The sequence below is a fragment of the Fictibacillus sp. NRS-1165 genome (genome assembly GCF_050468105.1).
Lineage (GTDB): Bacteria > Bacillota > Bacilli > Bacillales > Fictibacillaceae > Fictibacillus_C > Fictibacillus_C terrinigri.
This window is the reverse complement of the sequence record NZ_JBDPNU010000010.1, coordinates 29,573-42,034: the sequence shown is the minus strand read 5'-3', so window position 1 is coordinate 42,034 and position 12,462 is coordinate 29,573. Positions and strand designations below refer to the sequence as shown.

The window sequence follows — 12,462 nt, the reverse complement described above, 5'->3', positions numbered from 1 at the left end:
CTCCTTCTATTAAAATTCTAACCCAGCCTCACGGGCTGCATCAGCTAATGCTTTTACACGTCCATGATATAAATATCCGCCACGGTCGAATACTACTGATTTAACGCCTTTTTCTGCACCGCGTTTAGCAATAGCTTCGCCAATTGCTTTAGCAGCTTCAACGTTACCGCCGTTTTTAACATCAACGCCTTTATCTAATGAAGAGGCAGATGCAATTGTAACTCCGTTTTGATCATCGATCAACTGAGCATAAATGTGCTTAGTAGAACGGAATACGTTTAAACGAGGACGTTGTGCTGTTCCGATTACAGTGCGGCGTACACGACCATGTCTTTTTTTACGAGCGACATTTTTATCCGCTTTAGTGATCATCTTATGCACTCCTTTCCGCTAACTTCTTAACGGCCTTATTTACCAGTCTTACCTTCTTTGCGTCGTACAAACTCACCTTCATAACGGATTCCTTTACCTTTGTAAGGCTCAGGAGCACGTACGGAACGGATGTTTGCTGCGATTTCGCCAACGCGTTCTTTATCGATACCTTTAACGATTACTTTCGTGTTAGAAGGAACATCAATGTCGATTCCTTTTTCAGGAACGATTTCTACTGGGTGAGAGTATCCAACGTTAAGGATCAATTTGTTACCAGACTTAGATGCACGGTAACCTACACCAATGATTTCTAGTGCTCTTTCGTATCCAGTTGTAACACCAACAACCATGTTGTTAAGTACGCTTCTAGTTGTTCCGTGTAAAGCACGGTGTTCTTTGTGATCGCTCGGGCGTTCAAAAGTGATTGTGCTATCAGCCACATTGATTTTGATATCGTTGTGGAATTTACGAGTTAGTTCACCTTTAGGTCCTTTAACAGTGACAAGGTTGTTTTCCTTCACATCAACTGTTACACCACTTGGGATTTCTACAGGTTTATTACCTACGCGAGACATAATGACACCTCCATTCGCTGCTTAATTTTTACCAAACGTATGCTAATACTTCGCCGCCGACTTGTTGCTGGCGAGCTTCTTTGTCAGTTAAAACGCCTTTAGAAGTGGATACTAGTGCAATCCCTAATCCTCCAAGTACACGTGGAAGTTCAGTTGATTTTGCGTATACACGTAGTCCAGGCTTACTGATACGTTTAAGACCAGTAATTACACGCTCATTGTTAGAACCGTATTTAAGGAAGATGCGAATCATCCCTTGTTTATTATCTTCAATGTATTCCACATCACGTACAAAGCCTTCACGCTTGAGGATTTCTGCGATTTCTTTCTTAATCGTTGAGCCAGGAACCTCTAGTTTATCGTGACGAACAGTGTTAGCGTTGCGAATACGAGTAAGCATATCTGCAATTGGATCTGTCATGACCATTGATATTTACCTCCTTCCCTTTATTCAGGGTATTACCAGCTGGCTTTTTTAACGCCAGGAATTTGACCTTTATAAGCAAGTTCTCTAAAGCAGATACGGCATAGTTTGAACTTGCGGATTACTGAATGAGGACGCCCGCATCGTTCACAGCGAGTGTATTCCTGCACTTTGAACTTTTGCTGGCGTTGTTGCTTAGCAATCATAGATTTCTTTGCCACGGGTTTACCTCCTTTGGCTAAACGATTATTTTTGGAAAGGCATTCCTACTTGAGTCAATAGCTCACGTGCCTCTTCGTCCGTGTTGGCAGTCGTTACGATAACGATGTCCATACCGCGAACTTTATTCACTTTATCGTAATCGATCTCCGGGAAGATCAATTGTTCTTTTACACCAAGAGTGTAGTTACCACGGCCATCAAAAGCTTTCTTTGAAATACCACGGAAGTCACGAACACGCGGAAGTGTAACAGAGATTAATTTGTCTAAGAAATCATACATGCGCTCTCCGCGAAGAGTTACTTTCGTACCGATCGGCATACCTTCACGAAGTTTGAAACCTGCGATAGATTTTTTAGCACGAGTGATTACTGGCTTTTGACCAGCGATAGCTGTTAGTTCTTCAACTGCTGTATCCAATACTTTAGAGTTGGAAACTGCATCACCAACACCCATGTTGATTACAATTTTTTCGATCTTTGGAACTTCCATTACAGAAGTGTAGTTAAACTTCTCTACTAGAGAAGGAACAATCTCACTTTTATAACGCTCTTGTAGACGGTTCATCAAGATGCCCTCCTTTCACTGCAATTATTTATCTAAAACTTCACCTGATTTAGCTACACGAACTTTTTTACCATCGACTTCTTTGTGACCTACACGGGTAGGAGCACCAGTCTTTGGATCAAGAGGCATTACGTTAGAAACGTGAACCGGAGCTTCTTGGCTTACGATTCCACCTTGTGGATTAGCCTGAGACGGTTTCGCGTGCTTCTTAACGATATTAACGCCTTCTACAAGGACACGATTTTGCTTCGGATAAGCTTCAAGGATCACACCTTGTTTGCCTTTATCCTTACCAGAAATCACTTGTACTTTATCGCCTTTTTTAACATGCATTGGCATGAGCGTGTTGCACCTCCTTACAAGCCTGCTTTGAGTCTTGCATTCTATTGATAATTAAAGTACTTCCGGAGCAAGTGATACGATCTTCATGAATTGTTTGTCACGAAGTTCACGAGCAACTGGTCCAAAAATACGAGTACCACGAGGACCCTTGTCATCACGAACGATTACTGCTGCGTTTTCGTCAAAACGGATGGAAGATCCATCGTTACGGCGCATTCCGCGTTTTGTACGAACAACAACCGCTTTAACGACATCACCTTTCTTAACAACGCCGCCTGGTGTTGCAGATTTTACAGAACAAACGATGATGTCACCAACGTTAGCGTATTTACGTCCAGAACCACCAAGAACTTTAATGCAAAGTAACTCACGAGCACCTGAGTTGTCAGCTACTTTTAAACGAGTCTCTTGTTGAATCATGCGAATTGACCTCCTTTCGGATACATTTTCGATCCGAACATATATTAAATAACTACTGCTTCTTCAACCACTTCTACTAAACGGAAACGTTTGTCTTTAGAAAGCGGACGAGTTTCCATGATTCTTACCATGTCATTCATTTTTGCAGTGTTGTTTTCATCATGAGCTTTAAATTTCTTAGAGTACTTAACACGCTTGTTATATAAAGGGTGTTTTTTGTAAGTCTCTACAAGCACAGTGATTGTTTTGTCCATCTTGTCAGATACAACACGGCCAACATAAACTTTACGCTGGTTACGTTCACTCATTGTGCGAACCTCCTCTCAATGTTAAGCGTTAGTAATCCCTAGCTCTCTTTCACGTAAAACAGTTTTTGCACGGGCAATTGCTTTACGAACTTCACGAATGCGGGCAGGGTTTTCTAATTGACCTGTAGCTAGTTGAAAACGAAGATTGAAAAGCTCTTCTTTCAATGACTTAGCGTTTTGTTCAATTTCAGCAGTGGTCAAGTTACGGATATCATTAGCCTTCATTAGTGTCACCACCCACTTCTTCGCGTTTTACAAATTTACATTTCACAGGAAGCTTGTGTGCAGCAAGACGAAGAGCTTCACGAGCTACTTCTTCGGATACACCAGCGATTTCAAACATGATTTTTCCTGGTTTTACTACAGCAACCCATCCTTCAGGCGCCCCTTTACCGGAACCCATTCGAACTTCTAGAGGTTTAGCTGTGTAAGGCTTAGATGGGAAAATTTTAATCCATACTTTACCGCCACGCTTCATGTAACGAGTCATCGCGATACGCGCTGCTTCGATCTGACGGTTTGTGATCCAAGATGCTTCAACAGCTTGAAGACCATATTCACCGAATGCTACTTCAGCTCCGCCTTTTGCACGTCCGCGCATTTTCCCGCGGTGTTCACGGCGGTATTTAACACGTTTTGGCAATAACATAATTATTTGCCTCCTTCCTCTTTTTTCGTTCCTCTTGTTGGAAGGACTTCCCCACGGTAGATCCAGATTTTCACACCAAGTTTACCGTAAGTAGTGTCAGCTTCTGCAGTTCCGTAGTCGATATCTGCACGAAGGGTATGAAGAGGAACAGTTCCTTCACTGTAAGATTCTGAACGAGCGATATCTGCTCCGCCAAGACGGCCAGATACTTCTGTTTTGATACCTTTTGCTCCAGCACGCATAGAACGTTGGATCGCTTGCTTCATTGCACGGCGGAAAGACACACGGTTTTCCAATTGACGAGCAATATTTTCTGCAACAAGCTTAGCGTCTACATCCGCTTGCTTGATTTCAAAGATGTTTACGTGTACTCGCTTGCCAGTTAGTTCGTTAAGAGCTTTACGAAGTGCTTCGACTTCAGTACCACCCTTACCAATAACCATACCAGGCTTAGCAGTTTTGATCGTGATGTTTACGCGGTTAGCTGCACGTTCGATTTCAACACCAGATACAGCCGCGTCTTTTAAACGTTTTTCGATATATTTACGAATTTTAAGATCTTCGTGTAAAAGATCAGCATAGTCTTTGTCAGCGTACCACTTTGACTCCCAGTCACGGATGACGCCAATACGTAGTCCTACCGGATTTACTTTTTGACCCACGTCTTATCCCTCCTTCTTTTCAGAAACAACGATAGTGATGTGGCTAGTACGCTTGTTAATACGGCTTGCACGTCCCATTGCGCGAGGACGGAAACGTTTTAACGTAATGCCTTCATCTACGAATGCAGATGATACCACAAGGTTGTTTGGTTCCATTTCATAGTTGTGTTCCGCGTTTGCGATAGCAGACTTTAACACCTTTTCAATCACTGGAGAAGCAGCTTTTGGTGTTAGGCGTAAGATCGCAAGTGCTTCGCCTACTTGCTTACCTCGAATCAGATCGATAACAATTCTAGCTTTACGAGGAGCAATACGCACTTGTTTAGCAACAGCTTTTGCTTGCATTTTGTGTACCTCCCCTCAAATTAACGTCTTGTTTTCTTATCATCAGCGGCGTGACCTTTGTAAGTACGAGTTGGTGCAAACTCACCTAACTTATGTCCGACCATGTCTTCTGTAACATAAACCGGCACATGCTTACGGCCATCATATACTGCTAATGTGTGTCCGATGAATTCCGGGAAAATTGTTGAACGGCGAGACCAAGTTTTAATAACTTTTTTGTCATTTGCTTCGTTCAAGCCTTCAACTTTTTTCATTAAGTGGTCATCAACAAAAGGTCCTTTTTTCAAACTGCGACCCATACGTGAACCTCCCTTCGCGATTGCGCTACGGTTCGATTGAACCGTAGAACAAACACGTTATTTTTTACGACGACGTACGATGTACTTGTCAGTTGGATTGTTTTTCTTACGAGTCTTGTAGCCAAGAGTCGGTTTGCCCCATGGTGACATTGGTGATTTACGTCCGATTGGAGCGCGTCCTTCACCACCACCGTGCGGGTGATCGTTAGGGTTCATTACAGAACCACGAACTGTTGGACGGATACCCATCCAGCGAGAGCGTCCTGCTTTACCTACGTTTACAAGTTCATGCTCGAGGTTACCTACTTGACCGATTGTTGCACGGCAAGTGAGAAGGATCATACGAACTTCTCCGGAACCTAAACGAACTAGAGCATATTTTTCTTCTTTACCAAGAAGCTGAGCTTCAGCACCAGCTGAACGAGCTAGCTGTCCGCCTTTACCAGGTTTCAGCTCGATGTTGTGGATTGTAGAACCTACAGGAATGTTCGCAAGCGGAAGTGCATTCCCTACTTTAATGTCAGCGTCAACGCCGGACATGATTTCTTGGCCTACTTTAAGTCCTTTTGGAGCAAGGATGTAACGTTTTTCACCGTCAACATAGTTGATTAGTGCGATGTTTGCAGTACGGTTCGGATCATACTCGATTGTAGCAACGCGTCCTGGTATTCCATCTTTGTTACGTTTAAAGTCGATGATTCTGTATTTACGCTTGTGTCCACCGCCTTGGTGACGAACAGTAAGTTTACCTTGGTTGTTGCGTCCGGCTTTTTTGCTTAGTGGTGCAAGCAATGATTTTTCTGGTTTGTCTGTAGTGATTTCAGCATAGTCAAGCTGAGTCATGTTACGACGACCGTTAGTGATCGGTTTAAACTTTTTGATACCCATTTGTGTTTCCCTCCTTTACCTGTTGATCTTAAACTCCTTCAAAGAAGTCCAATTCTTTGCTTCCTGGAGTTAAAGTAATGATTGCTTTTTTACGTTTTGAAGTATAGCCAGTATGACGACCTACACGCTTGAATTTCCCTTTGTAGTTCGCAGTGTTTACTGATGCAACTTTAATTCCGAAAATTTCTTCCAGCGCAGTTTTGATTTGAGTCTTAGTCGCGCGAGTGTCCACTTCGAAAGTGTATTTTCCGTCAGCCATAATTTCAGTAGAACGCTCTGTAATTACGGGGCGCTTAATAATATCACGTGCATCCATTATGCAAGCACCTCCTCTACTTTTTCCACAGCGTCTCTTGTCATAACAAGCTTGTCGTGGTTAAGCACATCAAGCACGTTAACACCAGTTGCTGTAACAACAGTTACACCAGGGATGTTACGAGCAGATAACGCAACAAATTCGTTAAAGTCACCTGTTACAACAAGTGCTTTGCGATCTGCGGATAGATTTGTCAGTACTTGTTTCATATCTTTTGTTTTTGGAGCATCAAAAGAAAGAGCGTCAAGTACTACTAGGTTATTATCGATTACCTTGGAAGAAAGTGCAGATTTAATAGCTAAACGGCGAACTTTCTTAGGCAATTTGTAAGAATAGCCTCTTGGCGTTGGACCGAAAACTGTTCCACCGCCTACCCATTGTGGAGAACGGATTGAACCTTGACGAGCACGGCCAGTTCCCTTTTGTCTCCATGGTTTGCGTCCACCACCGGCAACTTCAGAACGGTTTTTCACGTCGTGGTTACCTTGACGAAGTGACGCTTGCTGCATGATAACAGCATCAAATAATACATTTTGGTTTGGTTCAATACCGAAAACGGAAGCATTAAGCTCGATATCGCCAGCTTGAGAACCATCTTGTTTGTAAATAGCTACTTTAGGCATCGATGTATCCTCCCTTCTTATTTAGCTTCTTTAGCTTTTACAGCTGCATTGATTGTAACGTAGCTCTTTTTCGCACCAGGTACGTTACCTTTGATTAGAAGTACGTTGCGCTCAGCATCAACTTTAACAACTTCTAGATTTTGAACAGTAATTGTATCTCCGCCTGTACGTCCAGGTAGGTTTTTACCTTTGAATACACGGTTAGGGTCAACTGCACCCATAGAACCGGGACGACGGTGGTAACGGGAACCGTGGCTCATAGGTCCGCGGGATTGTCCGTGGCGTTTGATAACACCTTGGAATCCTTTACCTTTTGATGTTCCGGTTACATCAACGATGTCACCTTCTGCGAAAATATCTACCTTGACTTCCTGACCAACTTCAAAATCCGCGCCTTCTACATTGCGGAATTCTTTCACGAAGCGCTTAGGGTTTGTGTTAGCTTTAGCAGCATGCCCTTTTGCAGGCTTGTTCACACGGCTTTCTTTCTTATCATCAAATCCCAATTGGATTGCTTCGTAACCATCGTTTTCAGCAGTTTTCTTTTGAAGAACAACGTTTGGAGTAACTTCAACGACAGTAACTGGGATTAGTTCACCGTTTTCTGCGAATACTTGAGTCATTCCAACTTTTTTACCTAAGATTCCTTTGGCCATTAGTCACACCTCCTATTAAATGTTTGAGTTTTTTTATATGTTATTTCTTATAGTTTGATTTCAATGTCAACGCCAGATGGAAGATCCAAACGCATTAATGAATCAACAGTTTGCGGCGTTGGCTCGATGATATCGATCAAACGCTTATGCGTACGCATTTCGAACTGCTCACGAGAATCCTTATACTTGTGCACCGCACGTAGGATTGTGTAAACAGCTTTCTCAGTTGGAAGCGGAATCGGTCCGGATACTTTTGCACCAGAACGTTTTGCAGTCTCAACAATTTTCTCAGCAGATTGATCAAGAATTCTGTGATCATATGCTTTTAATCGAATACGAATCTTTTGCTTTGCCATTATTTTCCCTCCTTTATTCGCCCATTTTGATAAACAGACATTACTCCCACGGAAATTTAACCTGACAGACATCCGCCATGGCAATGGGGCCGGGTGTGTCAGCAACCTTCCGGATCATCGCAAATGAATGACCAACATTACTTATTATAGTAAAAACAGCTGCCCAATGCAAGCTATTCTTATAAATATTTTAGTCGGCCGCACACTTTTTCTATTATAGAGGCATAACCGTGTAATAGCAAGCCGAATCAGGATTTACCAAAAGAAAAGCGGTAGCGCCTTGAACAAGGCCGACAAGCGCTGGAGTCCATACTCTGCAACACGCTTTTTTTGTGTTGTTGAGTATGGGCGAAGCGACATCGAGGACTTAGGCGCTGAAGCCAGACATCACTTCTAAGTCGAGTTTCTTCTATATAAATAAGCAACTGAATGCAAACAAAAAAGCATCCCAATCAGGGATGCTTTTTATAAACGATGAACTATTCTTGGATAGTTGCTACTACTCCAGCACCTACAGTACGTCCACCTTCACGAATAGAGAACTTAGTTCCTTCTTCGATCGCGATTGGAGCGATTAGTTCAACAGTCATTTCGATGTTGTCTCCTGGCATAACCATTTCAGTTCCTTCTGGAAGTTGGATGATACCAGTTACGTCAGTTGTACGGAAGTAGAACTGAGGACGGTAGTTAGAGAAGAATGGAGTGTGACGTCCACCCTCTTCTTTTGAAAGAACATAAACTTCAGCTTTGAACTTTGTGTGAGCTTTAACAGTTCCTGGTTTAGCAAGAACTTGTCCACGCTCAACATCGTCACGGGAAACCCCGCGAAGAAGTGCACCGATGTTGTCACCAGCTTCAGCATAGTCAAGAAGTTTACGGAACATCTCAACACCTGTTACAGTAGTTGATTTTGGCTCTTCAGTAAGACCAAGGATCTCGATAACGTCACCAACTTTAACTTGTCCACGCTCAACACGTCCAGTAGCAACTGTACCACGGCCAGTGATTGAGAATACGTCCTCAACAGGCATCATGAATGGTTTATCAGTGTCACGTGGAGGAGTTGGGATGTACTCGTCAACTGCGTCCATAAGTTCGATGATTTTAGCTTCCCACTCAGCATCTCCTTCAAGAGCTTTAAGAGCAGAACCTTTGATTACAGGAACATCGTCTCCTGGGAAATCGTACTCAGAAAGAAGGTCACGAACTTCCATTTCAACTAGTTCAAGAAGTTCTTCGTCATCTACCATATCACATTTGTTCAAGAATACAACTAGGTAAGGTACACCTACTTGACGAGAAAGAAGGATGTGTTCACGAGTTTGTGGCATTGGGCCGTCAGCAGCAGATACTACTAGGATCCCTCCGTCCATTTGTGCAGCACCAGTGATCATGTTTTTAACATAGTCAGCATGTCCTGGGCAGTCAACGTGTGCATAGTGGCGAGTGTCAGTTTCATACTCAACGTGTGCAGTTGAGATTGTGATACCACGCTCACGCTCTTCTGGAGCACCATCGATTTGGTCGTAAGCCATAGCTTGGCCTTTACCAGATTTCTTAGCAAGTACAGATGTAATTGCAGCTGTTAAAGTTGTTTTACCGTGGTCAACGTGTCCGATTGTACCAATATTCGCATGTGTTTTGGAACGATCAAATTTCTCTTTAGCCATGAGAAAGATTCCTCCTTAATATGTGTAAAAGTTTAATTTTTATATTTAAAACAGACAGGTTGTCTGCCTATTTTAGATTACATGAAAAGCTAGTTTCTTACAACTGTCAACTATTATTGGCCAGTTGATTTTTTAATGATTTCCTCTGAAATTGATTTCGGTACTTCTTCGTAGTGGTCAAAGTGCATGGAGTAAGTTCCACGTCCTTGTGTACGAGAACGAAGTGATGTTGCATAACCAAACATTTCAGCAAGTGGAACCATCGCTTTAACAACTTGAGCGTTACCGCGAGCTTCCATACCTTCAACGCGTCCGCGTCGGGAAGTTACGTCACCCATAATGTCTCCCATGTACTCTTCAGGAACAACCACTTCAACTTTCATGATCGGCTCAAGGATAGCAGGGTCACATTTTGATTTCGCGTTTTTAAGTGCCATGGATCCAGCAATTTTGAACGCCATTTCGTTGGAGTCAACGTCATGGTATGAACCGTCAACGATTTTCGCTTTAAGGTCAAGCATTGGGAAGCCTGCAAGCATACCATTTTTCATTGATTCTTCGATACCGGCTTGTACCGCTGGGATGTATTCACGTGGAACAACACCACCGACGATTTTGTTTTCGAATACGAATCCAGATCCTTCTTCACCTGGCTCGAACTCGATCCAAACGTGACCGTATTGACCACGACCACCGGACTGACGAACGAACTTACCTTCAACTTTAGCCGCTTGGCGGATTGTTTCACGGTAAGCAACCTGTGGAGCACCTACGTTAGCTTCAACTTTGAATTCACGTTTCATACGGTCAACTAGGATGTCCAGGTGAAGTTCACCCATTCCGCCGATGATCGTTTGTCCTGTTTCTTCATCCGTTTCAGTTCTGAATGTAGGATCTTCCTCAGCAAGTTTCGCAAGGGCCATACCCATTTTGTCCTGGTCAGCCTTAGATTTAGGCTCGATGGACAAGTGGATTACAGGCTCTGGGAATACCATAGATTCAAGGATAACCTGGTTCTTCTCATCACAGAGAGTATCACCAGTTGTAGTATCTTTCAAACCTACAGCAGCTGCGATATCACCAGCGTATACGATAGAGATCTCTTCACGGTGGTTAGCGTGCATTTGAAGGATACGTCCTACGCGCTCACGCTTACCTTTTGTAGAGTTCTGTACATAAGAACCAGAGTTCAATGTTCCTGAGTATACGCGGAAGAATGTAAGTTTACCGACATAAGGGTCAGTCATAACTTTAAATGCCAATGCAGAGAAAGGAGCCTCGTCGCTGGATTCGCGAGTTACTTCTTCTTCAGAATCAGGTAGTGTACCTTTGATTGCTTCTACATCGGTTGGAGCTGGCAAGTAGTCAAGAACTGCATCCAGCATAAGCTGAACACCCTTGTTCTTAAATGCAGATCCACAGATTACAGGATAGAAATCAACGTTTACAGTTCCTTGACGGATGGCTGCTTTGATTTCTTCGTTTGTAATCTCTTCGCCTTCTAAGTACTTCATCATCAACTCTTCATCAAGCTCAGCTACCGCTTCGATAAGCTTTCCACGGTACTCTTCCGCTTGCTCTTGATAATCAGCAGGGATTTCACCTACTTCAATATCAGTACCAAGGTCGTTTCCGTAGAATACAGCTTTCATCTCGATTAGGTCGATGATGGCTTCGAATTGATCTTCAGCACCGATAGGAAGCTGAATTGGATGTGCGTTTGCACCAAGACGGTCATGAAGAGTCTTTACAGAGTAAAGGAAGTCAGCACCGATCTTGTCCATTTTGTTAACGAATACTACACGGGGAACCCCGTAAGTTGTTGCTTGACGCCATACTGTTTCAGTTTGCGGTTCTACCCCAGACTGTGCATCGAGTACAGCTACAGCTCCGTCTAATACACGCAATGAACGTTCTACTTCTACTGTAAAGTCTACGTGTCCAGGAGTATCAATGATGTTGATACGGTGACCTTTCCACTGAGCAGTAGTTGCAGCGGAAGTGATTGTGATTCCGCGCTCTTGCTCCTGCTCCATCCAGTCCATTTGGGAAGCTCCTTCATGAGTTTCACCAATTTTATGGATACGACCTGTATAGTATAGTACACGTTCTGTAGTTGTTGTTTTACCAGCATCGATGTGAGCCATGATGCCGATGTTACGCGTATTTTTTAAGGAGAATTCTCTTGCCATGAATTTCTCTCCTTCCTATACATAGGAAATAATTTTTTATAGTGTGATAGAGACAGCTAAGAAACTGTCTCTTGTGTTTTTTACCAGCGGTAGTGAGCAAACGCTTTGTTCGCTTCTGCCATTTTGTGCATGTCTTCACGCTTCTTCACTGATGCTCCAGCATTGTTAGCAGCATCGATGATTTCGTTAGCAAGACGTTCTTCCATTGTCTTTTCGCCACGAAGACGAGCGTAGTTAGTTAACCAACGAAGTCCTAGAGTCGTACGGCGCTCAGGGCGAACTTCAACTGGAACTTGGTAGTTGGCACCACCCACACGGCGAGCGCGAACTTCAAGAACAGGCATGATGTTCTTAAGAGCTTGTTCGAATACTTCCATAGGTTCTGTGTTTGTACGTTCTTTAATAATGTCAAATGCATTATAAAGAATGGTTTGTGCTACTCCTCTTTTACCGTCAATCATAATTTTGTTGATCAGACGAGTTACAAGCTTAGACTTGTAAATTGGATCAGGTAACACATCACGACGAGATACAGGTCCTTTACGAGGCATTGTGTCCCCTCCTTTCTCCTATTTGATT

At 43.1% G+C, this 12,462-nt stretch carries 21 protein-coding genes; all 21 read right to left on the bottom strand.

Features of this window, described 5'->3' with window-relative positions:
• Nucleotides 1-9: 9 nt before the first annotated feature.
• Complete coding sequence (gene rplR, locus ABHN01_RS03490; protein WP_429874391.1) at nucleotides 10-372, bottom strand: 50S ribosomal protein L18; 363 nt, start codon at nucleotides 370-372, stop codon at nucleotides 10-12.
• A gap of 35 nt (nucleotides 373-407) precedes the next feature.
• On the bottom strand, nucleotides 408-947 hold the full coding sequence (rplF, locus tag ABHN01_RS03485) for a 50S ribosomal protein L6 (RefSeq protein WP_429874390.1): 540 nt from the start codon (nucleotides 945-947) through the stop codon (nucleotides 408-410).
• Between the two features lie 28 nt (nucleotides 948-975).
• Nucleotides 976-1,374 (bottom strand): 30S ribosomal protein S8, encoded by a 399-nt coding sequence (gene rpsH / locus ABHN01_RS03480; RefSeq protein ID WP_053356186.1) that lies wholly within the window; start codon nucleotides 1,372-1,374, stop codon nucleotides 976-978.
• Between the two features lie 32 nt (nucleotides 1,375-1,406).
• Nucleotides 1,407-1,592 carry a 30S ribosomal protein S14 gene (gene rpsN / locus ABHN01_RS03475; RefSeq protein ID WP_007203538.1) on the bottom strand — a complete coding sequence of 62 codons (186 nt, stop codon included), beginning with the start codon at nucleotides 1,590-1,592 and terminating at the stop codon, nucleotides 1,407-1,409.
• Between the two features lie 25 nt (nucleotides 1,593-1,617).
• The gene (gene rplE, locus ABHN01_RS03470) at nucleotides 1,618-2,157 is read right to left on the bottom strand and encodes a 50S ribosomal protein L5 (RefSeq protein ID WP_290402271.1); all 540 of its coding nucleotides are present in this window, start codon (nucleotides 2,155-2,157) and stop codon (nucleotides 1,618-1,620) included.
• A gap of 24 nt (nucleotides 2,158-2,181) precedes the next feature.
• A complete protein-coding gene (gene rplX / locus ABHN01_RS03465; RefSeq protein WP_053358406.1) occupies nucleotides 2,182-2,490 on the bottom strand; it encodes a 50S ribosomal protein L24 in 309 nt (102 codons plus the stop codon).
• A gap of 60 nt (nucleotides 2,491-2,550) precedes the next feature.
• Entirely contained in the window at nucleotides 2,551-2,919 is a 369-nt protein-coding gene (gene rplN / locus ABHN01_RS03460; protein WP_053356188.1) for a 50S ribosomal protein L14, read from the bottom strand.
• 44 nt (nucleotides 2,920-2,963) lie between these two features.
• A complete protein-coding gene (gene rpsQ, locus ABHN01_RS03455; protein ID WP_290402272.1) occupies nucleotides 2,964-3,227 on the bottom strand; it encodes a 30S ribosomal protein S17 in 264 nt (87 codons plus the stop codon).
• Nucleotides 3,228-3,248: 21 nt separating this feature from the next.
• The gene (gene rpmC, locus ABHN01_RS03450; RefSeq protein WP_053356190.1) at nucleotides 3,249-3,452 is read right to left on the bottom strand and encodes a 50S ribosomal protein L29; all 204 of its coding nucleotides are present in this window, start codon (nucleotides 3,450-3,452) and stop codon (nucleotides 3,249-3,251) included.
• Nucleotides 3,442-3,876 (bottom strand): 50S ribosomal protein L16, encoded by a 435-nt coding sequence (rplP, locus tag ABHN01_RS03445; RefSeq protein WP_053356191.1) that lies wholly within the window; start codon nucleotides 3,874-3,876, stop codon nucleotides 3,442-3,444. The genes rpmC and rplP overlap by 11 nt, the downstream gene beginning before the upstream one ends.
• Before the next feature lie 2 nt (nucleotides 3,877-3,878).
• Nucleotides 3,879-4,538: a 30S ribosomal protein S3 gene (gene rpsC / locus ABHN01_RS03440; protein ID WP_290402273.1), complete on the bottom strand. Its 660-nt coding sequence runs from the start codon at nucleotides 4,536-4,538 to the stop codon at nucleotides 3,879-3,881.
• 3 nt (nucleotides 4,539-4,541) lie between these two features.
• Complete coding sequence (gene rplV / locus ABHN01_RS03435; protein WP_007203546.1) at nucleotides 4,542-4,883, bottom strand: 50S ribosomal protein L22; 342 nt, start codon at nucleotides 4,881-4,883, stop codon at nucleotides 4,542-4,544.
• A gap of 20 nt (nucleotides 4,884-4,903) precedes the next feature.
• The gene (gene rpsS / locus ABHN01_RS03430) at nucleotides 4,904-5,182 is read right to left on the bottom strand and encodes a 30S ribosomal protein S19 (RefSeq protein ID WP_429874389.1); all 279 of its coding nucleotides are present in this window, start codon (nucleotides 5,180-5,182) and stop codon (nucleotides 4,904-4,906) included.
• A gap of 57 nt (nucleotides 5,183-5,239) precedes the next feature.
• Nucleotides 5,240-6,070: a 50S ribosomal protein L2 gene (rplB, locus tag ABHN01_RS03425; RefSeq protein WP_290402275.1), complete on the bottom strand. Its 831-nt coding sequence runs from the start codon at nucleotides 6,068-6,070 to the stop codon at nucleotides 5,240-5,242.
• A 28-nt stretch (nucleotides 6,071-6,098) separates the two neighbouring features.
• Nucleotides 6,099-6,386 (bottom strand): 50S ribosomal protein L23, encoded by a 288-nt coding sequence (gene rplW, locus ABHN01_RS03420; protein WP_290402276.1) that lies wholly within the window; start codon nucleotides 6,384-6,386, stop codon nucleotides 6,099-6,101.
• Entirely contained in the window at nucleotides 6,386-7,009 is a 624-nt protein-coding gene (gene rplD / locus ABHN01_RS03415) for a 50S ribosomal protein L4 (RefSeq protein WP_429874388.1), read from the bottom strand. The genes rplW and rplD overlap by 1 nt, the downstream gene beginning before the upstream one ends.
• A 17-nt stretch (nucleotides 7,010-7,026) precedes the next feature.
• A complete protein-coding gene (rplC, locus tag ABHN01_RS03410; RefSeq protein WP_290402278.1) occupies nucleotides 7,027-7,665 on the bottom strand; it encodes a 50S ribosomal protein L3 in 639 nt (212 codons plus the stop codon).
• Nucleotides 7,666-7,712: 47 nt separating this feature from the next.
• Nucleotides 7,713-8,021, bottom strand: a complete 309-nt coding sequence (gene rpsJ / locus ABHN01_RS03405; RefSeq protein ID WP_007203552.1) for a 30S ribosomal protein S10 — start codon at nucleotides 8,019-8,021, stop codon at nucleotides 7,713-7,715.
• A 479-nt stretch (nucleotides 8,022-8,500) separates the two neighbouring features.
• Nucleotides 8,501-9,691: an elongation factor Tu gene (gene tuf / locus ABHN01_RS03400; protein ID WP_290402279.1), complete on the bottom strand. Its 1,191-nt coding sequence runs from the start codon at nucleotides 9,689-9,691 to the stop codon at nucleotides 8,501-8,503.
• A 113-nt stretch (nucleotides 9,692-9,804) separates the two neighbouring features.
• Nucleotides 9,805-11,883 carry an elongation factor G gene (gene fusA / locus ABHN01_RS03395; protein ID WP_429874387.1) on the bottom strand — a complete coding sequence of 693 codons (2,079 nt, stop codon included), beginning with the start codon at nucleotides 11,881-11,883 and terminating at the stop codon, nucleotides 9,805-9,807.
• An 80-nt stretch (nucleotides 11,884-11,963) separates the two neighbouring features.
• Complete coding sequence (rpsG, locus tag ABHN01_RS03390; RefSeq protein ID WP_290402281.1) at nucleotides 11,964-12,434, bottom strand: 30S ribosomal protein S7; 471 nt, start codon at nucleotides 12,432-12,434, stop codon at nucleotides 11,964-11,966.
• Between the last annotated feature and the right edge of the window lie 28 nt (nucleotides 12,435-12,462).